Origin of the sequence: Nocardia sp. CA-084685 (genome assembly GCF_050955785.1) — a bacterium.
Classification (GTDB): domain Bacteria; phylum Actinomycetota; class Actinomycetes; order Mycobacteriales; family Mycobacteriaceae; genus Nocardia.
Window position 1 is genome coordinate 2122097 of the sequence record NZ_CP192094.1, and the last position, 21280, is coordinate 2143376.

21 protein-coding genes and 3 pseudogenes are annotated in these 21280 nt (G+C 64.7%); 15 read left to right on the forward strand and 9 right to left on the reverse strand.

What is annotated here, in order from left to right:
• The first annotated feature begins 207 nt into the window (after positions 1-207).
• From ACQP2U_RS09375 to ACQP2U_RS09395, 5 genes are all read left to right on the forward strand, one after another.
• Positions 208-423, forward strand: coding sequence for a hypothetical protein (locus ACQP2U_RS09375; RefSeq protein WP_397033247.1), 216 nt, complete (start codon positions 208-210; stop codon positions 421-423).
• Positions 424-714: 291 nt separating this feature from the next.
• Positions 715-1515 carry an alpha/beta fold hydrolase gene (locus ACQP2U_RS09380; RefSeq protein WP_433714300.1) on the forward strand — a complete coding sequence of 267 codons (801 nt, stop codon included), beginning with the start codon at positions 715-717 and terminating at the stop codon, positions 1513-1515.
• A 460-nt stretch (positions 1516-1975) separates the two neighbouring features.
• A complete protein-coding gene (gene hrcA, locus ACQP2U_RS09385) occupies positions 1976-3007 on the forward strand; it encodes a heat-inducible transcriptional repressor HrcA (protein ID WP_397033243.1) in 1032 nt (343 codons plus the stop codon).
• A gap of 92 nt (positions 3008-3099) precedes the next feature.
• Complete coding sequence (gene dnaJ / locus ACQP2U_RS09390) at positions 3100-4254, forward strand: molecular chaperone DnaJ (RefSeq protein ID WP_433714301.1); 1155 nt, start codon at positions 3100-3102, stop codon at positions 4252-4254.
• A 3-nt stretch (positions 4255-4257) separates the two neighbouring features.
• Positions 4258-4998 carry a 16S rRNA (uracil(1498)-N(3))-methyltransferase gene (locus ACQP2U_RS09395; protein WP_433714302.1) on the forward strand — a complete coding sequence of 247 codons (741 nt, stop codon included), beginning with the start codon at positions 4258-4260 and terminating at the stop codon, positions 4996-4998.
• Here ACQP2U_RS09395 and ACQP2U_RS09400 read toward each other — a convergent pair.
• Together ACQP2U_RS09400 and ACQP2U_RS09405 are read right to left on the reverse strand one after the other, a co-directional pair.
• Positions 4960-6099, reverse strand: a pseudogene (locus tag ACQP2U_RS09400) (hypothetical protein); the annotation flags it as partial. The gene ACQP2U_RS09395 and the pseudogene ACQP2U_RS09400 sit on opposite strands and share 39 nt — an antisense overlap.
• Entirely contained in the window at positions 6099-7031 is a 933-nt protein-coding gene (locus ACQP2U_RS09405) for a metal-dependent hydrolase (RefSeq protein WP_433714303.1), read from the reverse strand. The pseudogene ACQP2U_RS09400 and the gene ACQP2U_RS09405, both read right to left, overlap by 1 nt.
• Positions 7032-7251: 220 nt before the next feature.
• On the opposite strand from ACQP2U_RS09405, the gene ACQP2U_RS09410 reads away from it, so the two are divergent.
• Positions 7252-7878: a TetR/AcrR family transcriptional regulator gene (locus ACQP2U_RS09410; protein ID WP_433714304.1), complete on the forward strand. Its 627-nt coding sequence runs from the start codon at positions 7252-7254 to the stop codon at positions 7876-7878.
• Positions 7879-8001: 123 nt separating this feature from the next.
• Here ACQP2U_RS09410 and ACQP2U_RS09415 read toward each other — a convergent pair whose 3' ends face one another.
• Positions 8002-8508: a zinc-ribbon domain-containing protein gene (locus ACQP2U_RS09415; RefSeq protein ID WP_433714305.1), complete on the reverse strand. Its 507-nt coding sequence runs from the start codon at positions 8506-8508 to the stop codon at positions 8002-8004.
• A gap of 283 nt (positions 8509-8791) precedes the next feature.
• Positions 8792-10000 carry an MFS transporter gene (locus ACQP2U_RS09420; RefSeq protein WP_433714306.1) on the reverse strand — a complete coding sequence of 403 codons (1209 nt, stop codon included), beginning with the start codon at positions 9998-10000 and terminating at the stop codon, positions 8792-8794.
• 88 nt (positions 10001-10088) lie between these two features.
• Between ACQP2U_RS09420 and ACQP2U_RS09425 the strand changes: the two genes are divergently transcribed.
• The 6 genes from ACQP2U_RS09425 to era all read left to right on the forward strand — a co-directional run bounded on the left by ACQP2U_RS09425 (position 10089) and on the right by era (position 15501).
• Complete coding sequence (locus tag ACQP2U_RS09425; RefSeq protein WP_433714307.1) at positions 10089-11006, forward strand: LysR family transcriptional regulator; 918 nt, start codon at positions 10089-10091, stop codon at positions 11004-11006.
• A 205-nt stretch (positions 11007-11211) separates the two neighbouring features.
• A complete protein-coding gene (locus ACQP2U_RS09430) occupies positions 11212-12276 on the forward strand; it encodes a PhoH family protein (protein WP_433716413.1) in 1065 nt (354 codons plus the stop codon).
• A gap of 64 nt (positions 12277-12340) precedes the next feature.
• Complete coding sequence (gene ybeY / locus ACQP2U_RS09435; protein ID WP_433714308.1) at positions 12341-12895, forward strand: rRNA maturation RNase YbeY; 555 nt, start codon at positions 12341-12343, stop codon at positions 12893-12895.
• Complete coding sequence (locus tag ACQP2U_RS09440; protein ID WP_433714309.1) at positions 12892-14241, forward strand: hemolysin family protein; 1350 nt, start codon at positions 12892-12894, stop codon at positions 14239-14241. Before ybeY ends, ACQP2U_RS09440 begins: the two co-directional genes overlap by 4 nt.
• Positions 14238-14597, forward strand: a complete 360-nt coding sequence (locus tag ACQP2U_RS09445) for a cytidine deaminase (RefSeq protein ID WP_433714310.1) — start codon at positions 14238-14240, stop codon at positions 14595-14597. The genes ACQP2U_RS09440 and ACQP2U_RS09445 overlap by 4 nt, the downstream gene beginning before the upstream one ends.
• Positions 14590-15501, forward strand: a complete 912-nt coding sequence (era, locus tag ACQP2U_RS09450; protein WP_433714311.1) for a GTPase Era — start codon at positions 14590-14592, stop codon at positions 15499-15501. Before ACQP2U_RS09445 ends, era begins: the two co-directional genes overlap by 8 nt.
• 380 nt (positions 15502-15881) lie before the next feature.
• Here the strand turns inward: era and ACQP2U_RS09455 are convergent, their stop codons facing one another.
• A complete protein-coding gene (locus tag ACQP2U_RS09455) occupies positions 15882-17312 on the reverse strand; it encodes an amidase (protein WP_433714312.1) in 1431 nt (476 codons plus the stop codon).
• A gap of 162 nt (positions 17313-17474) precedes the next feature.
• Between ACQP2U_RS09455 and ACQP2U_RS09460 the strand changes: the two genes are divergently transcribed.
• Both ACQP2U_RS09460 and ACQP2U_RS09465 read left to right on the forward strand, forming a co-directional pair.
• Positions 17475-18341 (forward strand): alpha/beta fold hydrolase, encoded by an 867-nt coding sequence (locus ACQP2U_RS09460; protein ID WP_433714313.1) that lies wholly within the window; start codon positions 17475-17477, stop codon positions 18339-18341.
• On the forward strand, positions 18328-18927 hold the full coding sequence (locus ACQP2U_RS09465; protein WP_433714314.1) for a TetR/AcrR family transcriptional regulator: 600 nt from the start codon (positions 18328-18330) through the stop codon (positions 18925-18927). The genes ACQP2U_RS09460 and ACQP2U_RS09465 overlap by 14 nt, the downstream gene beginning before the upstream one ends.
• 71 nt (positions 18928-18998) lie before the next feature.
• Here the strand turns inward: ACQP2U_RS09465 and ACQP2U_RS09470 are convergent.
• From ACQP2U_RS09470 to ACQP2U_RS09485, 4 genes and pseudogenes are all read right to left on the reverse strand, one after another.
• Positions 18999-19092, reverse strand: a pseudogene (locus tag ACQP2U_RS09470) (M15 family metallopeptidase); the annotation flags it as partial.
• Positions 19090-19794 (reverse strand): annotated as a pseudogene (locus ACQP2U_RS09475) (M15 family metallopeptidase); the annotation flags it as partial. The pseudogenes ACQP2U_RS09475 and ACQP2U_RS09470, both read right to left, overlap by 3 nt.
• Positions 19795-19830: 36 nt before the next feature.
• Positions 19831-20160, reverse strand: a complete 330-nt coding sequence (locus tag ACQP2U_RS09480) for a type II toxin-antitoxin system PemK/MazF family toxin (protein ID WP_433714315.1) — start codon at positions 20158-20160, stop codon at positions 19831-19833.
• Positions 20157-20363 (reverse strand): antitoxin MazE family protein, encoded by a 207-nt coding sequence (locus tag ACQP2U_RS09485; RefSeq protein WP_397033202.1) that lies wholly within the window; start codon positions 20361-20363, stop codon positions 20157-20159. The genes ACQP2U_RS09480 and ACQP2U_RS09485 overlap by 4 nt, the downstream gene beginning before the upstream one ends.
• Positions 20364-20471: 108 nt before the next feature.
• Here ACQP2U_RS09485 and recO point away from each other — a divergent pair, with 108 nt between their 5' ends.
• Positions 20472-21257: a DNA repair protein RecO gene (recO, locus tag ACQP2U_RS09490; protein ID WP_397033201.1), complete on the forward strand. Its 786-nt coding sequence runs from the start codon at positions 20472-20474 to the stop codon at positions 21255-21257.
• Positions 21258-21280: the final 23 nt, after the last annotated feature.

Genomic DNA, 21280 nt, shown 5'->3' on the forward strand with positions numbered 1-21280 from the left:
GGGCGATACCGTTCGTCGCCGAGCTCGGGCGCCCTCGCGGCGGGTGCGTGTGGCAAGGACATCATCGAACTGGCCGACGATGGCGAGCCCGCATAGCGCGCAATTGTGACTCATCCCCATTTCACGACTGGTTTCATCGAATGCGGTCCGTTGCACTGTCACAGATCGGTAAAGACGCGTAGGCTGCGGACCAACCCAAGGAGTCCTATGCCACCGGCACGACACATCACCCTTATCTCCGAGCAGAGCGAGTTCGCCGAGGCGCGGGCCGCGGAGAAGGCCGAAACTGCACGACAGTGCGCTGTAGCCGCCAGGACGGTCGCCAGCCACGCCGAGAACGCGGCGGATTGCGAGTCTTTACTCGCGATGCTCGGCCTCGATGCGCTGGCGGGAAAGATGGCGAAAACCGTGTCCAAGCTGTAACTGCGGGCTCGTCTACTCGCTGCGTGCCGCAGCCTCCCAGGTGCTGCCTGCGGCAGCGGCGCTCCCGCACAAGCTGTCACTACCTCGCGCAACGTCGGCGGTGTGCGAGGTAGTCACCCGCTATGCGAGGTGCTCGAGCCTTCGCGACAGCGTGGAATAGGTATGAGTGGTTTTGGTCGGTGCTCGCTCTGGGCGGCGTAGCCGACCGATCAGTCCGTCTAGCTATTGGTGCTCGGCAAAAGGTGACAACATCATTTGCCGACAGCATCAACGACGACAGGCAGGACTCCGATGAAAATCACCCGTAGTCTTCGCGCCTGCATCGCGGCGCTCACCCTTGCTTTCACGCCCGTCCTCGCGGCCGCCCCCGCAGCCGCCGAACCCTCTCCGACGATCGTGCTCGTACACGGCGCCTTCGCCGACACCACGAGTTGGAACGGTGTGGCCGCGACACTGCGCGATCAGGGTTATCAGGTGGTTGTTCCAGACAATCCGCTGCGCGGCCCCGCCTTCGACGCCGCGGCCATCCAGCGCACTCTCGACACCATCTCCGGACCCGTTGTCCTGGTGGGGCATTCGTATGGCGGTTTCGTCATCAGCAACATCCACGACCCGAAAGTCCGAGCGCTGGTATACATTGCGGCCTTCGCCCCGGTACAAGGCGAATCCGCACTTCTCGAAATCAACCCGATCAGCTTCCCCGGCAGCCAGTTACTGCCCCCGGCACTCCAGGTGCGTCTGGTCGACGATCCGAATGGCGTGGCAGGCAAGAACCTCGACGGCTATGTGGCCCCCGACTACTTCAACTCCGTCTTCGCCCAAGACGTCTCCCCCGAAGTAGCCGCCGATATGATCGCCCACCAACGCTCCCTGGCCGTATCCGCCAACCTCGAACCCTCCGGCACCCCCTCCTGGTCCTCGACTCCGAGCTGGTATCTGGTCTCAGCCAACGACCGCGTAATTCCCCCTGCCTCCCAACGCTTCATGGCCGATCGCATGGGTGCCCATACATCAGAAATCGCCGCATCCCACGCCTCCTTGGTCTCCCATCCCACCGAGGTCGCCGCTGTGGTAGAGAGTGCGGCCCGCTGACCGCTCGAGAAGCGTCCGCAGATTGCTCGGCACCGCCGCGCGCTCCTGACCGCCGCCATCGGGGTGAGTCGTACGGTGGTTCGCCCCGGCCTCGACAACGATCACTCGACTCGGTGCACACGCGTGCGCGCTGCCAGGTGTTGCTGCGCTTTTCCTCGGGGCTTTGGCGGGCGCCGCCGATCCATGTGGTGATTCGCGAGGTTGTTCGCGGCTTTCGAATCTTCCTGTGAGGCTGGCTGTGGCGGGAGTAGCGGTCGGATCTCGCTCCGGCGCAACGTCCGTCGGTCCCGAGGAGGCCTGGGTCACAAGTGTGCAAGGTATGCGAACGGGCAATTGTCGAGTAGGCAATTAGACTGGATAAATAGACGTACCAAGTAACCTGCATCGAATTCGGGTCGATGCGGACGGTGCGCACGTGACCGTTACGACGTACCCGAGGGCGAGCGAGGAGGTGGGGCCCATGTCGAGCACCGAGGATCGGCGCTTCGAGGTCCTGCGTGCGATCGTCGCGGACTATGTCGCGACCAAGGAGCCGATCGGGTCGAAGACCCTGGTGGAGCGGCACAACCTCGGGGTATCCAGCGCGACGGTTCGCAACGATATGGCGGTGTTGGAGGCCGAGGGCTACATCACCCAGCCGCACACCAGTTCCGGTCGCATTCCGACCGATAAGGGCTATCGGCAGTTCGTCGACCGCATCTCCGAGGTGAAGCCGCTCTCACCGGCCGAGCGCCGGGCGATCATGGAATTCCTGGAGTCCGGCGTCGATCTCGACGATGTGCTGCGCCGCGGTGTCCGGCTGCTTGCTCAGCTGACCCGCCAGGTCGCGGTCGTTCAGTATCCGACGGTGTCGGCCTCCACGGTCCGCCACATCGAGGTGGTCGCGCTGAATCCGGCTCGGTTGCTGCTGGTCGTGATCACAGATACCGGTCGTGTCGACCAGCGTCTTGTGGAACTCGGCGCGCTCATCGATGACCAGGACCTCGCCGCACTGCGGGGCATGCTCGGTGGCGCGATGGACGGCAAGCGCCTCGCCGACGCCTCCGCGGCCGTCGCCGAACTGCCCGAGCGGGCGCCGGTGCGACTGAGGGATGTGTTGGTGCGCGTCTCGACCGTGCTCGTCGAGACTCTGGTCGAGCATCCGGAGGAGCGCTTGGTGCTCGGCGGCACCGCCAACCTGACCCGCAATGCTGGCGACTTCGTCTTTCCCGGTTCGCTGCGCGATGTGCTCGAGGCATTGGAGGAACAGGTGATCGTGCTGAAGCTGCTCGCCGCCGCACAGCATCCGGGTACCGTCACGGTGCGCATCGGCGAGGAAACGCAGGTCGAGCAGATGCGGGGCACCTCGGTCGTATCGACCGGCTACGGTGCTGCGGGTGCGGTGCTCGGCGGTATGGGCGTGCTCGGTCCGACTCGGATGGACTATCCGGGGACCATCGCATCGGTCGCGGCCGTTGCCCGATATATCGGTGAGGTGCTCGCGGAGCGCTGATAGGCCCCGTCGCTGATACGCTCGATCCTCCGGCGGATAAAGTTGAGTGCATCCGACTAATGCTGTTGCAAACCAAGGACTAGAGAACTCAAGTGGCACGGGACTACTACGGACTGCTCGGCGTCGCGAAGAACGCGACCGACCAGGAGATCAAGCGCGCCTACCGCAAGCTTGCGCGGGAGCTCCACCCCGACGTCAACCCCGACGAGGCGGCGCAGGCCAGGTTCAAGGACGTGTCGACCGCCTACGAGGTGCTGTCGGACCCGGAGAAGCGGCGCGTCGTCGATATGGGCGGCGACCCGCTGGAAGCCGGTGGTGGCGGCGCGGGCTTCTCCGGTGCCGGTTTCGGTGGGCTCGGCGACGTCTTCGAGGCATTCTTCGGCGGTATGAGCGGCAGCTCCGGCGGGACGCGCAAGCCGCGCGGCCGGGTGCAGCCCGGTGCTGATTCGCTGCTGCGGACCCGGCTCAGTCTGGCCGAATGCGCGGTCGGTGTGACCAAGCACCTGACCGTCGACACCGCCATCCTCTGCGATATCTGCCACGGAGCCGGTACCAACGGCAAGTCCAAGGCGGTGCGCTGTGAAACCTGCGGTGGTGCGGGTGAGGTCCAGTCCGTGCAGCGTTCGTTCCTCGGGCAGGTGCTGACCTCACGTCCGTGTCCGACCTGTCGCGGTGCTGGTGAGACCATTCCGGATCCGTGCCACAAGTGTGGTGGCGACGGCCGGGTGCGGGCGCGTCGTGAGATCGCCGCGCCGATTCCGGCCGGTGTGGCCAATGGCATGCGGGTGCGGCTGGCCGCGCAGGGCGAGGTCGGCCCCGGCGGTGGGCATGCTGGCGATCTATATGTGGAGATCGTCGAGCAGCCGCACGATGTCTTCGTGCGCGACGGCGACGACCTGCACTGCACCATCCGGGTGCCGATGGTCGATGCCGCACTCGGTACCACCGTCGTCATCGACACCATCCTGGATGGGCCGACCGAGCTGACCATTCCGCCGGGCACTCAACCGGGTGAGATCTCGGTGCTGCGCGGTCACGGCATGCCGCGCCTGCGCTCGGGTGCGCGCGGTGATCTACTAGCGCATCTGGACATCGTGGTACCGACCAAACTCGACGCCAAGACGACCGATCTGCTGCGCAAGTACAAGGGCATGCGCACAGGTGACCGCGCCGAGGTGATGTCGGCGCAGTCCGAGCACAACAGCGGTCTGTTCGCCCGGCTGCGAGCGTCGTTCAGCGGGCGATAGTCCGTGGCCGACACGGTCTTCTATCTTTCCGATATTCCGCAGCCGGGTGCCATCGCGGTGCTGGACGGTCCGGAGGGACGCCATGCCGCGACCGTTCGCCGCATCCGGGTCGGCGAGCCGATCACGCTGTCCGATGGCTCCGGTCTGCTCGCGGCATCGGAGGTCGTTGCGGCGCAGAAGGATCGGCTCGAGCTCAAGGTGCTCGACCGGATGCTGGCCGCGCCCGCGACGCCGCGGGTGACCGTGGTGCAGGCGCTGCCGAAATCCGACCGATCGGAGCTGGCCGTCGAGCTGATGACCGAGGCGGGCGCCGATGTCATCATCCCGTGGCAGGCCGCGCGCTGCATCGCCAATTGGGAAGCCAAGGCAGGCAAGGCGGTCGAGAAATGGCGCGCCGCCGCCCGCACGGCCGCCCGGCAATCCCGTCGCGCCTATATTCCCGAGGTCGCCGAGCTGCACCGCACCCGCGAGCTACTCGATAAAATCCGCGCGGTCGTCGCCGCGGGTGGAATCGCGGTGGCACTACACGAATCCGGCACCGCGCGCTTCGTCGAGTTGCCTTTCGCCGAGGCCACCGAAATCCTGCTCGTCGTCGGCCCTGAAGGCGGGCTAGACGACTCCGAGCTCACCGCCTTCACTGGTGCGGGCGCCGACGTCGCCCTGCTCGGACCCACCGTCTTGCGCACCTCCACCGCTGCCGCCGTCGCCCTCGGCGCTTTGGGCGCGTTGACCTCCCGCTGGTAGCGGGTCGGGTCGGTACGGCACCGTAAAGATCGCGAACACACAAAGTAGTGCCACCGTGAAGCACCCCAGCGCATACCAGAGATTCCCGATGGGGTCGCCATTGCTCGTCGAACCGTCGACGGCGGCGAAGTAATCGGGCAGCGCGGTCACCCAGAGCAATGCCATGACGGCCAGATAGACGACGCTGTAAACCCGCACGAAGCCGTTCGTGTAATCCGAGTGTTCTCGCCGTAGCCGCAGCCACTGCCGAGTGAGAACCGGAAGGGCGACGATGCTGACGATAACCAATTCGGCCGCATAGAGGAATCCACGCACCGAGGTGCTCCCGGCACCGAAAACTGTTGCCGGGATCGGCAATACACCGGTCCCCAAAGACCCGAGAAGGCCGATGACGACCGTGCGCCACACCAACTGCGGTCCGGAGAAGCCGCGCCCCTGGTCGACGTAGCGGCCGACGAACAACTGGACGAAGAACGCAAGCGACATCGGCCACAGCGCGGCGAACACCACCACACTCGGTAGCGGTACCGAATCGAACATCGGTTGATTGAGCGAGTTTTCGATCGACCATTCCCACCAGCGCAGCTGCGGTCCGAGATGGTCGAAGATCTCATAGAAGCCGTGGTGCACGAAACCCACGCAGACCGCGCCGACGAGAACACCGTACCGACGGAAGACGCCGAGCATTCGGACGATTTCGAAGGCCAGTGTGGCCATGAATGGGTAGATCGCCACGATATAGAGGGGGAGTCGACCCCAGAGGAAATCCACAGTGAAGACGTTGTGCGCGAACATGGTGTCGACGTGTTCATCGATGCCGAAGGCCGCGGGGAAATACAGCGGCGGTTCGATAATGAACAGATACGCCGTCGCGCCGAACCAGACCACGAGATTGGTGGGGTCGGCGTGCCGACGCAACCGCACGATCGCATAGATCAGCGCGAGGATCGCGCCCAGCACGATGGTGAACTCCAGAACCGGCAGCGTCCAGTTCTCCAATGCGAACGGGTTTCGCACTTCGACGAGTCCACCGGCCTCCTGACAGGAAAAGCCGAGCGCCTTCGCGAGTTCGTCGAATGTGGGTGCGCAATGATCGGACATCAGTCCCCCTGTGCCGCAATGGTATCGGCGGTGTACCAGTGCGATACGTCGTAACCGGCGTTATAGCGTTCGAACCAAACGTCGGCGAGTGCGGGCAATTTCTCGTGATCCGGGTTGTGTCTGGGCAATTGACTACGGACGACGCCCACCAGTGCGGTCAGTTGTTCGCCGAGTCGTAGATCGTCGAATGCGCGCGACATCGGACCGTTGTCCTCGACGGGCAGTCGCAACAATTTCCGCAGCTTCTGCGCAGTCCGGTGCGTCGCGAACATCGCCAGTGCATCGATGTGCCGATCCTCCTGCGGCACATGCTTATTGAAGCCCGCGCAGGCAACCTTGATGACCTTCATAACGTGCCGGAAGATCGACGGCGCCATGCGCATTCGGTAGGCGTCACTGCCGACAATGGAATCGAAGATGATCAGCGCCGAGCTGCGATGTTCGACTTCCTCGACGAAATGCCAGATGAACAGCGATGCGACGCGATCGTCTCCCGGCCGGAACAGGGTCGAATCGTTGTCGAGCATCAGTTTGAACACCGGGGTGAAGGTGGCCTCCAGGTCGGCGGTATAGGCCAGTCGATATTCCAGGGAGGTGTGCGTGGTCAGGCGGTCGAATTCCGCGATCACTTCGTTGAGGGTTTCCTGGAGGCCTGGGTATCGCCTGATCAGACCGTTGGCGTGCTGGCGGTGCGCGGTCGAGTGTTGACCCTCCTGGCGCACGAACGCGTCGGCTTCCTCCGCGACCTCGGGATCTGTTATCCGCGGCATGGCCTCGCGAATCATATTGACGATCATCTTCTCGAAGCCGATCGCCAGGAAGGACACCGCATTGGCCATCGACGAGAAGGCCGGGTTCTTTTCGTTCCACAGGAACGGTACGTCGTAGTCCGCGAATGCGAATCGCATCTTTCGGACCTGTAGATCAGTCACTTGGCTGTACCTCGTGTTTCGAAAGGGGGCTATAGCCGTGTTCGGACGCGTCGAAGCTTCGGACGCGGGTCATCATACACAGATTGGATAGAGTGTATGATGATAATGGCGCGACGAGGCCTGTGGTAGCGTCGAGCCCCTGATCAGGACCGGTCGGCGGGGTTGTCCCGCTGCCGATTTCGCACGCGACGGACATTGGTTCGAGCCGAGGAAGCGAGCAGTGGCAGGAAGGCGTGGATGGGGCGGGAGCCCGCCGGACAGCGATGAAGAAGCGTCCCGTCGAATAGTCGCCGCCGCCGTCGATCTCATCGGACGGACAGGTTCGGAGATCAGCATTGCCGACGTCGCGGAATCGCTCGGTGTCATCCGTCAGACGGTGTACCGATACTTCCCCAGCGCGGACACGCTGATGCAGGCCGCGGCGATCGCATCGGTCGATGACTTTCTGGATCGGCTGACAAAGCAGGTCGGCGGTATCGAGGACCCGGTCGAAGCCATGACCGAGGGCGTGGTCTTCACACTGGCCGACGTGCGTCGGACCCCCCATCTGGGCATTCTGCTGTCGAGCACATATTCGAATGTGCACCCCGAAGGCATGACATCCGAAGCGGCGCAAACCTTCGGCATGACGATGATCAAACGCTTCGACGTTGATTGGGCGCGATACGGCTACGACGACGCGTCGCTGCACGAACTCGTCGAATACATCCTGCGAACAATGCAGTCGTTCTTCATTTCGCCGGGCAATCCGCCGCGAAGCGACGGTGAGCTGCGTCGGTATCTACGACGCTGGATGGGAGCCGCGATCATCGCCCAACCGAAGTCGGATACTCATCGGGGGAGCTGAACCGGCGCTGCGTGTGTCGCTCGGGTCATTGCTACTGGTCGGCGGGTCGCTGCCCTAGGGCAGCGGGCGCGTTGGGGCGCGCCGCCATTCGATTACGGTCGGCGCGGCCCATTGGTGCTCGGGTCAGCGCCGCCAGTCGGCGTTCGGTGCGCGGAGAGCAGACTGCTGTTGCCAGTTGGCGTCGGGTCTACTGAACGCGGGCTGCTGCCAGTTGGTGTTGGGCGCTGGTTGCTGCTGATGGGCGTTCGGTGCGCTGGGAGCGGGCTGCTGCTGCCAGCTGGTGTGGGGGGCGGCGAGGGCTGGCTGCTGCGGGCGGGAGTTAGGCGCGGCGAGGGCGGCCTGCAGCGGATGAGCGTTGTGTGCGTCGGGGGTGGGCCACTGGCCGTTGGGCGCGCCTTGGGGAGGCTGCTGGTACTGGGTGGAGCCCATTCTTTCGGCGTTGGCGCGGGCGATCAGGCCGGTGACTTGGGGTACGGCGAGGGGTGTCGATGCGCCACACCAGGTGCATTCCATGTAGTGCTTGTTGCCGAGTGGGAGGATCGGGATGAAGAAGACGGTGAACGTGGTGGCGAGTCTGCGGAGCGCGTGTGCGGCGGGGTTGCCGCATCGGCCACAGACCAAAGTGATCATCGCGAGCGTGTGCAGACGCCTCTGCCAGCCGAAGATCAGCATGTGAAACCCCCAAAGGATGAGAATCTGATGTCGGTCACAGTAGTGAATCGGCCAGGCAGCCGCTGTAGTTAACGGTCGGCCACCTCTGCGATTGGCGTATATGACCCAAATGTTGTGGTGTTATCGCGTGTAGCGATATCCAGCGACATTGCCCTTCGATTGCTGGAAACGTCCGCGCTCGGGCGGTTCATCCTCGGCCTCCAGATCGCTGGTCTGCGACCACGGTCATGAGCGCCGGATATCACGCCGTCGGTGCTGCACATACCAGGGAAGCGGTTTCGAACCCGCGGCGAGCGTGAATCGCCAAGTACCACACCAGAACTGCGGCCACGGCCAGCAACGCCCCGACGCAGGCCGCCAGACCGACCCATCCTCCCTTCGCATATGCGATACCAGCCGTACCACCGATGATGGCGCTGCCGAGGTAATAGGTGAACAGATACAGCGACGATGCGGCGCCACCGGGAGCTATCGTGCCAACCCAGGTGCTCGCCACCGCGTGGGCGCCGAAAAACCCTGCGGTGCAGAGGGTTATCCCTAGGATGACCGCGATCAACTGGTCCGGGATGCTGACCAGGACGCCGACGCCCATCAGTGCGACCGAAGCCGCGAGCGCGCGATGTTTGCCGATGCGATCGGCCCACCGCCCGGCGGCGGCCGAGGCGAGGGTGCCCGCCAGATACAGCAGGAACACCGAACCCGCAACGGCCGCAGGCAATTCGAACGGCGGTCTGGTCAGTCGATAGCCCAAGAAGTTGTAGATCGATACGAACCCGCCCACCAGTACGAAGGCCAGTCCGAACAGCGCCGACAGCCCGCCGTGCCGCAACGGCGCACCGATATCACTCAGCACGGTACGCATTCCGGCAGGCCGAGCGACGAACCCACGCGATGGAGGCAACCCGCGCACGAACCAGACGGTACAACCTGCCGCCGCCATCCCGATCGCGGCCTCGGCCCAGCGCCATGAGGTCAGATCCAATGCGAATGCCGGAATCAAACGCCCGGACAACCCGCCGATCGACGTGCCCGCCACGTAGACACCCATCGCCGCGCCCAGCCCATCCCCGCCGATCTCCTCCGCTAGATACGCCATTGCGACCGCGGGAACCCCGGCCAATGCCACCCCTTGTAGCGCCCGCCCCGCAAGCAGCACCTCCAGCGACGGGCTCAGCGGCAGCAGTAAACCGATGACCGCCGACACCACCGCCGACCAGGTCATCACCGTTGTCCGCCCGATCCGCGCGGACAACGCACTCACCGGCACGATCGCCACCGCGAGAAATCCGGTGGTCAACGACACGGCCAAGGCGGCCTGCGCCGGGGCGACCCCGAATGCCGCCGACAGACTCGGCAGCAACGCCTGCGCGCTGTACATCGACGCGAAGGTGGTCAGCCCGGCCGCGAACAGTGCCGTTGTGATCCGACGTTCGTCTGATGTGCTGGTCATGGCATCAGAATCCGCGCACGCCCTTAAGTATGGAAATGAATAGTAATCTAGTTTCTAATGCAGCAGACGCATAAGGAAAGGTCCGTACGTGCTGGGTGAGGACCTACTGTGGTTCACAACACTCGCCGAACTGGAGCGGGTCGGCGCGGCTGCCGAGCGGCTGCATATCGCCCAGCCGACGCTCTCGCGCATGCTGGCCCGCCTCGAGCGCCGCCTCGGCGTCGAACTCTTCGACCGCCACGGAAAGCGCATCGTGCTGAACGAGTTCGGCCGGACCTATTACGAACATGCTCGCCGCGCCCAGTCCGAACTCGATGCCGCGGCCCAGGCCGTCGCCGACCTCGCAGATCCGGCGAAAGGCGTTGTGCGCCTGTCATTCCAGCATTCCTTCGGCAGTTGGCTCATCCCGCAACTGATCGGCGGTTTCCGGCGCGGTTCGCCCCGCATCTCGTTCACCCTTTGGCAGGGCGCGTTCGACGCGGTTATCGATCAAATAGTCGACGGTACAGCGGATTTGGCGATCGTCTCGCCCCGTCCTTCGGCCGCGGGTCTCGGCTGGCGCAAACTGCTCGCGCAGCCACTTGTGCTGGCCGTGCCCTCGGAACATCGGCTCGCCGCCCGCCGACAGATCCGTCTCGCCGAACTGGGCGACGCCGAATTCATCACCATGCATCCGGGTTTCGGTATGCGCCGCATTCTGGACGAACTCTGCGCCGCCGCGAATATCCGGCCCCGCATCGCCTTCGAGTCGAGCGATCTGCTCACCGCCGCGGGGCTGGTCGTGGCCGGACTCGGCGTCGCGCTGCTGCCGCTGGAAGATCCCACCCCGGCAGCCGGTTCGCTATCGGGCATCGTGACCGTCCCGCTCGCCGATGCGGCGGCGGCCCGCGATGTGGGACTGATCTGGTCGGCGACCGCCCCGCCATCGGAGGCGGTGCGTCGATTTCGTGACTTCACCGAGGATTGGGCACGCCGGCGCGGGGGAATCCAGTTGCGGCGGCGGTAGGCAGCGATCAGCAGGCAATCGCCAGCCCGGGTGGCCCCCAAGGTAGCCGTTTATTCAATGCGTGTTGTCAGTGGTGCGCGTTAAACTTTCATCAACGAGCAATTCGAGACCGGAAAGCAGGCTATAGCCACTTTTGAGAACACAAGGCGAGATCGGCGACCCGACTACACCTCCTGCAGGCGGGAGCTTACCCACCCCATCTTCCATCGCCCGGGGTGCAGACAACGGATCGGGCCCGGCAGCGCGCACCGTGCGTTCCAGCATCGAACTCGCTCCCGAATCCGTGTTCCCCTTCCTTGGTTCGGCCGACCAGAACCTGCGTGAACTCGAGCAGTTGCTGGATGCGGATATCCATGTGCGCGGCAATTCCGTCACCCTCACCGGCAAGGCGGCAGATGTCGCGCTGGCCGAGCGGGTGATCGAACAGCTCGTCGCGCTGACCGGTCGCAATCGGGTGGTGACCCCGGAGGCGGTGCGCCACACCGTATCCATGCTCACCGAGGGTTCATCGGAATCCCCGGCCGAGGTGCTGAGCCTGGACATTCTGTCCCGACGCGGTAAAACCATCCGTCCCAAGACCCTCAATCAGAAGCGCTACGTCGACGCGATCGACGCCAACACCATCGTGTTCGGCATCGGCCCCGCGGGCACCGGCAAGACGTATCTGGCGATGGCCAAGGCCGTGCAGGCATTGCAGACCAAGCAGGTCAACCGGATCATCCTCACCCGTCCGGCCGTCGAGGCGGGCGAGCGGCTCGGCTTCCTGCCCGGCACACTCAACGAGAAAATCGACCCGTATCTGCGTCCGCTCTACGACGCGCTGCACGACATGATGGATCCGGAGGCGATTCCGAAGCTGATGGCGGCCGGTGTCATCGAGGTCGCGCCACTGGCGTACATGCGCGGTCGCACGCTTAACGACTCGTTCATCATTCTCGACGAGGCGCAGAACACCACGGCCGAGCAGATGAAGATGTTCCTCACCCGACTCGGATTCGGCTCGAAGATCGTGGTGACAGGTGACGTCACGCAGGTCGACCTGCCCAATGGCGCGCGCTCGGGTCTGCGCGCGGCGAATGAGATCCTGACCGGCATCGAAGATATCCATTTCGCCGAGCTCACCAGCAGCGATGTGGTTCGGCACCGGTTGGTCTCCGATATTGTCGACGCCTACGAGCGGGCCGAGGCGGAGCGGGTCACCCAGGTCGGACCGCACTATCCGGGCAATCGCGCACAGCGTCGCGCCGCTAACCGGGCAGATCGGCGCTAGTGCGACGGACGTGTCCGGGCCAGCCGCGCGGTGCGGGCCCGGGCACACCGAATACCCTGTTCAGGTGAGCATCGAGATCGCCAACGAATCGGGTATCGACGTACCCGAAGAAGACCTGGTCAGTGTCGCGCGATTCGTGATCGGCCGGATGGATGTGCATCCGGCGGCCGAGCTGTCGATGGTGCTCGTCGATCTCGACACCATGGCGGATCTGCACATGCGCTGGATGGACCTACCCGGCCCGACCGATGTCATGTCCTTCCCGATGGACGAACTGGAGCCCGGCGGTCGCCCCGACAGCGCCGAACCAGGGCCGTCCATGCTCGGCGATATCGTGCTGTGCCCCGAATTCGCCGCTGGCCAGGCCCGCAAGGCCGGTCACTCGCTCGATCGCGAACTCGCGCTGCTTACCGTGCACGGCGTGCTCCACCTGCTCGGCTACGACCATGCCGAGCCGGAGGAGGAGAAGGAGATGTTCGCGTTGCAGGCGCGGCTGCTCGAGGAGTGGTATGAGAGCCTTCGCGAAGCACGGCGGCGAGCCGAATTGGCCGAACGCGACGCCCGGCTGCTGGGGAAGGCCGGTTTCACAACGCCCGGTGAGGCGCTAGGTCCCGCGTGAATTCGCTGACCCTGATTCTGCTGGCGATTCTGCTCGTCCCGGTCGGTGGGGTGTTCGCCGGTGTCGATTCGGCGCTGAACACGATCTCACCGGCGCGTCTGGACGATATGGTCCGGGCGGAGCGGTCCGGCGCGGTGCGGCTGACCAGAATCGTGGCCGACCGGCCGCGATATGTGAATCTGCTTGTGCTGCTTCGTATTCTGTGTGAGATCTGCGCGACGGTGCTGTTGGCGGCGGCTTTGATCCCGCTGTGGGACGACAATTGGGCACTGCTGTGCACCGCCGCCGTCATGGTGCTGGTGGACTATGTGGTGATCGGGGTCGGTCCGCGCACACTCGGTCGTCAGCACGCCTACTCGATCGCCTTGGCCTCGGCGCTACCGCTGCAGTTCATCGGCACGGTGCTCGGTCCGGTCAGCAGGCTGCTGATTCTCATCGGTAATGCGATCACCCCGGGTAAGGGATTTCGCAACGGTCCCTTCGCATCCGAGATCGAACTGCGCGAAGTGGTCGAGATGGCCAGTGAACGCGGTGTGGTGGCCGACGATGAACGACGGATGATCCAGTCGGTGTTCGAACTCGGCGACACCACGGCCCGCGCGGTGATGGTGCCGCGTACCGAAATGGTCTGGATCGAGGCCGATAAGACTGCGGCACAGGCGATATCGCTCGCGGTGCGCAGTGGTCACTCCCGCATTCCGGTGGTCGGCGAGAACGTCGACGATATCCTCGGGGTGGTGTACCTGAAAGACCTTGTGCCCTATGCGGATAGAAGTCGTAAGGTGCAGGTGCGCGATGCCATGCGCCCGGCGGTGTTCATGCCCGACTCCAAACCTTTGGACAGTCTGCTCGACGAAATGCAGCGCCGCAGAAACCATATGGCGCTGCTGGTGGACGAATACGGCGGCATCGCCGGGCTGGTGACCATCGAGGATGTGCTCGAGGAGATCGTCGGTGAGATCGCCGACGAGTACGACACCGACGAAACCCCGCCCATCGAAGACCTGGGCGATGGGCGCTACCGGGTTTCGGCGCGGCTGTCGGTCGACGATCTGGCCGAACTGTACGGCCTGGAAATCGAGGAGGAGGACGTCGATACCGTCGGCGGCCTACTCGCGCACGCACTCGGCCGGGTGCCGCTGCCGGGCTCCAAAGCCGTCGTGCACGGCCTGGTGCTGCGCGGTGAAGGCGGCGCGGACGCGCGGGGACGGGTGCGGGTACACACCGTCGTGGTGCGTAAGGCGACGGAGAAATCGCAGGCCGACAACTCCAACGGCAAGCGCAAAAGTAACGGATCCGAGCGGGAGATCCCGTTCGATCGTGATGAGAACGGAGATAGCGAATGACCGAATTGGATGCCGAGGACACCAAACTCGTGGTGCTGGCCAAGAGCGCGCTCGGTCGCACCGGCGGCAGCTCGGGCGCGGCCATCCGCGATACCGATGGCCGCACCTACGTGGCCGGTGATGTCGCGCTGGAGTCCCTTCGGCTGACCGCGCTGCAGGCTGCGGTCGCGGCCGCGATCTCCAGTGGCGCAGAGGGATTCGAGGCGGCCGTGGTCGTCGGCGGCAGGCTCTCGGATGCGGGCGTCTTCGCGGTTCGCGAGGTTTCGCCCGAGGCACGTATCGTCTTCACCGATCGCTCGGGTGCGGTCTTCGAGATCGTCGACGACGCCGCGGGCGCGGAGGTGCGGGGTGGCTGATACGACCACCGAATTCCGTTCCGGCTTCGTCTGTTTCGTCGGCCGCCCGAATACCGGCAAGTCGACGCTGACCAATGCGCTGGTCGGGCAGAAGATCGCGATCACCTCCTCGCGCCCGCAGACGACCCGCCACACCATCCGCGGCATCGTGCACCGCGATCACGCCCAGCTCATCCTGGTCGACACCCCTGGTCTGCACCGGCCGCGCACCCTGCTCGGCCAGCGGCTGAACGATCTCGTCCGCGATACCTATTCCGAAGTCGACGTGATCGCCCTGTGCATTCCGGCCGATGAGAAAATCGGGCCAGGCGATAAGTGGATCCTGCAGCAGATCAAGCAGATGGCGCCGAAGACGACCCTGCTCGGTGTGGTCACCAAGATCGACAAGGTGAGCCGCGACCAGGTCGCCGAACAGCTGATGGCGTTGTCGCGACTGCTCGGCCCCGATCACGACGTCGTACCGGTCTCCGCCGTGAAGGGCGAACAGGTCGAGGTTCTCGTCGACGTTATCGCCTCGAAAATGCCGGAGGGCCCGGCCTTCTACCCCGACGGTGAGCTCACCGACGAGCCCGAGGAAACCCTCATGGCCGAGCTCATCCGCGAGGCCGCCCTCGAGGGCGTGCGCGATGAGCTCCCGCATTCGCTCGCAGTGGTCATCGAAGAGGTCCTCCCGCGCGAAGGGAACGAAGACCTGCTCGACGTGCACGCCCTGCTCTACGTCGAACGCTCCTCGCAGAAGGCCATCATCATCGGCAAGGGCGGCGCGCGACTCAAAGAGGTCGGCACCAACGCCCGCAAACAAATCGAACACATCCTCGGCGTCCGTATCTACCTGCACCTGCACGTCAAGATTGCCAAGGATTGGCAGCGCGACCCGAAACAGCTCGGCAAGCTCGGGTTCTGACGGCAGGGACACCCCAGGAATGGGGGCATTCGAGCCCGCTGTGGCAATGCGCCCGCACTGTTATAGTCGGCCCGTTGACGGCTGTCCGTGCCAATCGTGCCTGGCCCGAGCGCGCCCGCGATATCAATCGTGCCGCCATCGCACTGCAACTGCGCGGGACCAACTATCTGGGAGTGACCGGGACGCGGTACTTCTCCCGAGGTCGAGTTGCCGACGACTCGACCACCGGCATCCTCGTCGCTACCGGCCTTGGGACGCCCGCCCAGCCGCAGCAGTGCTTGCTGATATATCCGCAGGTTGTCCTCGACGGCCCGGGGCCGGACGGGTGTCCGGCGGGCACCAAGAACGATACGGAGGTCTGGACCCCTCGATCGCTGAACTCACCACCATGGTGCGGGCCGCTCGCGCTCCCAGTGGAGTTCCGATTCCAGTTGTGCCGCAACGGAAACCAGGAGCGGCTCGGTGTTCGCGGTGCCCATGAGTTGCGCGCCTACCGGCAGGCCATTATCCGTGAAACCGGCGGGAACATTCACCGCGGGCCAGCCGAGTACATTCCAGGGCCAGGTGTACGGGCATGCGGCTGTGATGAGGTCGTTGGTGGCATTGACGCCGATGCCGTCGATCTCTTCGGCGCGGGGTGGGGGAGTCGCGGTGGTGGGTGCAAGCACCAGATCGTAGTCGCGGAAGAAGCCGCCGATTCGCTTGTGTAGCAACGTTTCCGCCTTGCGCGCCGCGAATAGTGCGGGTCCGCTGAGCGCACGGCCGAACCAGGCATTCGCGGTGGTGCGTGGATCCACTTGTATACCAGGCATTTTGTCATAGACGTGGCTGACCCCTGCCAGCGAGCGCGGTAGGAAGGATGCGCCGATCATGATGCCGTAGTGCAGGTCCGCCACGGTTACCGAATGACCGAGGCGACGCAGTGTGGTTGCGATGCGCCGCACCGCGACTTCGACCTGCGGATGCAGCGCTGTTCTGGTGGCGGTGAACGGGATTCGCAGTGAGAGGGCGATCCGCAATCGTCCCGGATCGCGACCGACGGCATCGGACACGGTGAGGGTTTCGGGTGTGTGCAGATCGCCGGGATGCGGTCCGGCGGCGGTATCGAGCAGCAGTGCGGCATCGGCGACGGTGCGCGCCAGCGGTCCGTGCACGGTGAGGCCATGGAATGCCTCGGCGGCTGGCCAGGTGGAGATGCGGCCGCGCTGCGGTTTGATGCCGACGAGATTGGTCCAAGCGGTCGGGATGCGGACCGAGCCCGCACCGTCGGAGCCCAGTGCGGCGGGTACCAATCCGGCCGCGACGGCGGCAGCGGAACCGCCGGATGAGCCGCCCGGCGTGTATTCGGCACCCCATGGGTTGCGGGTGTGACCGAAGGCGGCGCCGCTGGTGAACGGTAGTTGGCCGAGTTCGCAGATATTGGTCTTGCCGACAATCACCGCACCGGCCGCACGCAGCCGTCGAACCGCTTGCGCATCTTCGGTTTTCGGCGCAAGGTCGCCGCCGCAGCCGAATGCCGTTGGCTCACCGTCGATATCGGTATCGTCCTTGATCGCGATAGGCACCCCGAGCAGGGGGAGTTGTTCACCCGCGGCCAAGCGCTGATCGGCCGCGGCGGCCTCGGCGAGTGCCTTTTCGCGCCGGACGATGCGGAAGGCGTTGAGGGTCGGCTGGCTCGCTTCGATCCGGTCCAGTGCGGCGCCGACCGCGGCCACGGAGCTGATCCTGCCCTGCGCGAGGGCGAGCGCGAACTCCGCGAGGCCGAGTTCGGCGGTCTCGAATGGGCGCATGGGGGCGTCGGGCAGCGTCATGTGAGTTCTGTCTCCTTCGTTCTTTCGTTGCACCGTAGCGCGGAACTGGTCAAGCGTCCATGTCAGCTCGCGAATCTCCACCCCTGGTAGGAGGCGTAACCGTAGACATACATACCGTATGTATGTAAGGGTGGAGAGGAACTGCCAACACATGGAGGAACCATGGGAATCAGTACGTCACTCGGCCGCACGCATGAGGTGGATCTCCCCGTCGGCCGCATTCGGTATCACGACACGGGCGAGGGCGTGCCGGTCGTTTTCGTGCACGGTCTGCTCGTCAACTCCGATCTCTGGCGCGATGTCGTCCCCAGCATCGCGGCGGCGGGTCATCGCTGTCTCAGTCCGGACCTGCCGCTCGGCTCACACGAACTCCCGGTCCCCGCAGCGGATCTCACGCCCACCGGTGTCGCCGAACTGATCGCCGACTTTCTGGAGCGACTCGACCTCACCGACGTCACCGTGGTCGCCAACGACACCGGCGGCGCGATCACCCAACTGTTGCTGACCCGCCGACCCGAGCGGATCGGCCGCGTGGTGCTGACTTCGTGCGACGCCTACGAGGCGTTCTTCCCGCCTGCCTTCGCGGCGCTGCCCGTGCTGGCGCGGGTGCCCGGCTCGCTACGGCCGCTGACCGAGTTGATGCGGATTCGTGCGCTGCATCGTCTGCCGATCGCCTTCGGCTGGGTGGCAAAGCGCCCGATCCCGCCGGAAATCGCCGACTCCTACTTGCGGCCGAGCCGAAATTCGGCGTCGATACGCAAGGATCTGCGCCGGTTTCTGAAGACCGTGCATCGGCGCTACACGCTTGACGCCGCCACTCGGTTCCCGTCCGTGCGGATTCCGGTGCTGATCGTCTGGGCTCGCGAGGACAAGATCTTTCCGGTGAAATTCGCCGAACGCTTGGCGGCGGACCTGCCGAACGCGACCTTGAAGTTCATCGACGACTCCTACACCTTCCTGCCCGAAGATCAGCCCGAGTTGCTCTCCGAAACGATTCTGGAGTTCACTCGGGCGCATGCAACGCCGTAGTCAGGAGGATCGCTCCCGTGCCACCCGAGCCGCGCTCGAACACGCCGGTCGCCGGTTGTTCGCCGAGCGCGGTTTCGCGGCAACCTCGGCCGAGGAACTCGTAACCGAGGCGGGAGTCACCCGCGGTGCCCTGCACCACCATTACGGCGATAAGCGCGGTCTGTTCCTGGCCGTGCTCGAACAGATCGAGGTCGAGACCACGCAGGAAATCGAAAAGGCCATCGGCGCGGGGAATCCCGATGACATTCTCACCTCGATGGCCATCGGCCTGAATGTCTTTCTGGAAATCTGTCAGCGTCCGGAGATGATCCGCATCACCCTCTACGACGGTCCCGCCGTCCTCGGCTGGCAGGCGTTTCGCGAGTTCGAGGCGCGCCATGGACTGGGATTGGTCATCGCCGAATTGGAACGCGCCCGCGACGCGGGACTGATCGCCGATGCGCCGATTCCGGTCCTGGCTCAGCTGATCTTCAGTGCGGTCTCCGAAGCGGGGCTGATCGTTGCCCACGCCACGGATAAGGCGGCCGCCCAAGCGCAGGCGCAGCAGTCGCTGATGCTGCTCATCGGCGGGATTCTCCGCACCTGACATTGGCGCGGTATCGCACAACTAGTGGTCTCCACACAGAGGTTGCGACTTATGTGAGGAGGGCACGGGTTATGTGAGGTTGGGTCGAGTCGGTTATTGGATGGGGAAGTCGAAGTACGTGGTGGGGAACGGCTCGTTCTTCAAGGTGAAGTGCCACCATTCCTCGGCGAGGTTCTTGAAACCGTGCTCGTCCATGAGGTTCACCAGCAACTCCCGCAGTGCGCGCTGGTTACCGCTCGGTGCCGGGTTGGCCGTATGCGCGAGTGGATCGAAGCAGTCGTAGCCGGTGCCGAAGTCGAGGCTGTTGTCCCGGAAGCGCTGGTCGGCGGGCAGTGTGCAGGCGCGCAGCGGATCACCGCCGTGATACTGCTCCTGGTCGGCGGGCGGTAAGGCGACGATCGTGAGATCCAAGGTGCTGCCTCGGCTGTGCCCGGACTTTTCCGCGATGTACCCGTCCCGGAACAAATTGGCCTTGTCCACCGTCGGATAGAACTCCGCGCGCATCTTGGTATCTCCGAGATCCTTTGCCCAACTGACGAATTGGTCCACCGCCCGCTGCGGCCGATAGCAGTCGTAGGTCTTCAGACCGAGCCCCATCGGCTGCAACTCCCGCTGCACTTGCGCGAGCGCCCCGGCGGCCTCCTTTGTCAACAGGCACTTGGGCGCTTCGTACCCATTGATCCGCCCACCGATGAAGTTGTGCTCCCCGAAGTACCGCGCATCGACAACAATCGTCGGATCCAACTCCGTCACCGAAACGAATGCCGTCTCATCGGCCGCGGGCGAACTCGGGTTGTCCGCGCAACTCGCGACACCGACAGTCGTGATCGCAGCCAAAACCGCTGAGCAGAGCCGAATTCCGCGCATTCGCAGATCGTAGTCGCGGATTCTGGCGCGAGTGGTTCAATCCGCGATGCCGAGGAATACGACGAGGTAGCGGTCTATTCGCAGCATGTCTTGTTTCGACGCCTGCCCGATTCGCTGCCCCAGTTTCTCGCGCGGCGCGGTCGTGACCTTGTCGACCATGACGTAGCTGGGCTGGCGCAAGCCATTGTCTTCGGTCGGTTCGAGCATCACGCGCGCCAGCGGTGCGTCGACGTCGTGGGAGGTGATCGGACAGATCGTCACCGAGGCGGTGCTGTCGAAAGCATCGCTCTGGACGATAATGACTGGTCGGGGTTTACCTGTATAGCCGCTGCCCGTGGCGATGGTCCAGAGTTCGCCTCGCTTCACTCGTCATCCAGTGGGTAGCTGATGGCGTCCACGAATGCCTGGTCCTCGTCCTCATGCGGGTTGTCGGCGAGCACTGCGGATTGCCGATGTGCTTCAGCCAGGAACTGTGGGCTGCGGGTATCGGGAACCCAAATTTGTATCGGCCGCAGCCCCTGCTCTCGCATCCGGTCACGGTGAGCCTGCACGCGATCCTTTGTCGCCATGCGTTACATGTTACGTGCGTTGAGCGGGACATGCCACAGTCGCGCAAGTCAATGCTGCTCGGCCGCGCCTGTGGGTTGGGGGTCAGGGGTCCGTGGGAGGATGACGGTGTGCGGTTGTACAGAGACGAGGCGGTTGTGGTTCGCCAGCATAAGCTGGGGGAGGCGGATCGCATTGTCACGTTGTTGACGCGGCAGCACGGGTTGGTGCGGGCGGTGGCCAAGGGGGTGCGGCGGACCAAGTCGCGGTTCGGGGCGCGGTTGGAGCCGTTCGCGTATGTGGATGTGCAACTGTATCCGGGGCGCAATCTCGACACGGTCACCCAGGTGCACACCATGGAGGCATTCGCCGCCGACATCGTCGACGATTACGGGCGCTACACCACGGCCTGCGCGGTACTGGAGACCGCCGAGCGGCTGGCCGGTGAGGAGCGCGCGCCCGCGCCGAAGTTGCACGCATTGACCGCGAGCGCGCTACGGGCGATCGCCGCCAAACAGCGCCCGCATGAGCTGATCCTCGACGCATATCTCTTGCGCGCCATGGGCTTTGCCGGTTGGGCGCCCGCGCTGGACGAATGTGCGCGCTGCGCGACACCCGGCCCGCATCGTGCCTTCCATGTCGCCGCCGGTGGCGCGGTCTGTGTGCACTGTCGCCCACCTGGTTCGGCTACCCCTGCCCCGGGCGTACTCGACCTGTTGATCGCCCTGCTCAAGGGCGACTGGGGTTACGTCGAGCAGGTCCCCGAGCAGGTCCGCAAACAGGCCAGCGGCCTGGTCGCCGCCCATCTGCAGTGGCATCTGGAACGTCAGCTGCGCACCCTGCCGCTGATCGAGCGGTCGCGTTCGACCGAAGCAGCGACCACTGCGGAGTCGGTGGCCGCTGGGCGGGTGGGCTGACGACATCGGCCCCGAACACCACA

Coding starts and splice junctions, on each gene's coding strand:
- ACQP2U_RS09460 (WP_433714313.1), top strand. CDS start 17,475: ATGGGAATCAGTACGTCACTCGGCCGCACGCATGAGGTGGATCTCCCC.
- ACQP2U_RS09465 (WP_433714314.1), top strand. CDS start 18,328: ATGCAACGCCGTAGTCAGGAGGATCGCTCCCGTGCCACCCGAGCCGCG.
- ACQP2U_RS09485 (WP_397033202.1), bottom strand. CDS start 20,363: ATGGCGACAAAGGATCGCGTGCAGGCTCACCGTGACCGGATGCGAGAG.
- ACQP2U_RS09420 (WP_433714306.1), bottom strand. CDS start 10,000: ATGACCAGCACATCAGACGAACGTCGGATCACAACGGCACTGTTCGCG.
- ACQP2U_RS09455 (WP_433714312.1), bottom strand. CDS start 17,312: ATGACGCTGCCCGACGCCCCCATGCGCCCATTCGAGACCGCCGAACTC.
- ACQP2U_RS09415 (WP_433714305.1), bottom strand. CDS start 8,508: ATGATCACTTTGGTCTGTGGCCGATGCGGCAACCCCGCCGCACACGCG.
- ACQP2U_RS09445 (WP_433714310.1), top strand. CDS start 14,238: ATGACCGAATTGGATGCCGAGGACACCAAACTCGTGGTGCTGGCCAAG.
- ACQP2U_RS09375 (WP_397033247.1), top strand. CDS start 208: ATGCCACCGGCACGACACATCACCCTTATCTCCGAGCAGAGCGAGTTC.
- ACQP2U_RS09380 (WP_433714300.1), top strand. CDS start 715: ATGAAAATCACCCGTAGTCTTCGCGCCTGCATCGCGGCGCTCACCCTT.
- hrcA (WP_397033243.1), top strand. CDS start 1,976: ATGTCGAGCACCGAGGATCGGCGCTTCGAGGTCCTGCGTGCGATCGTC.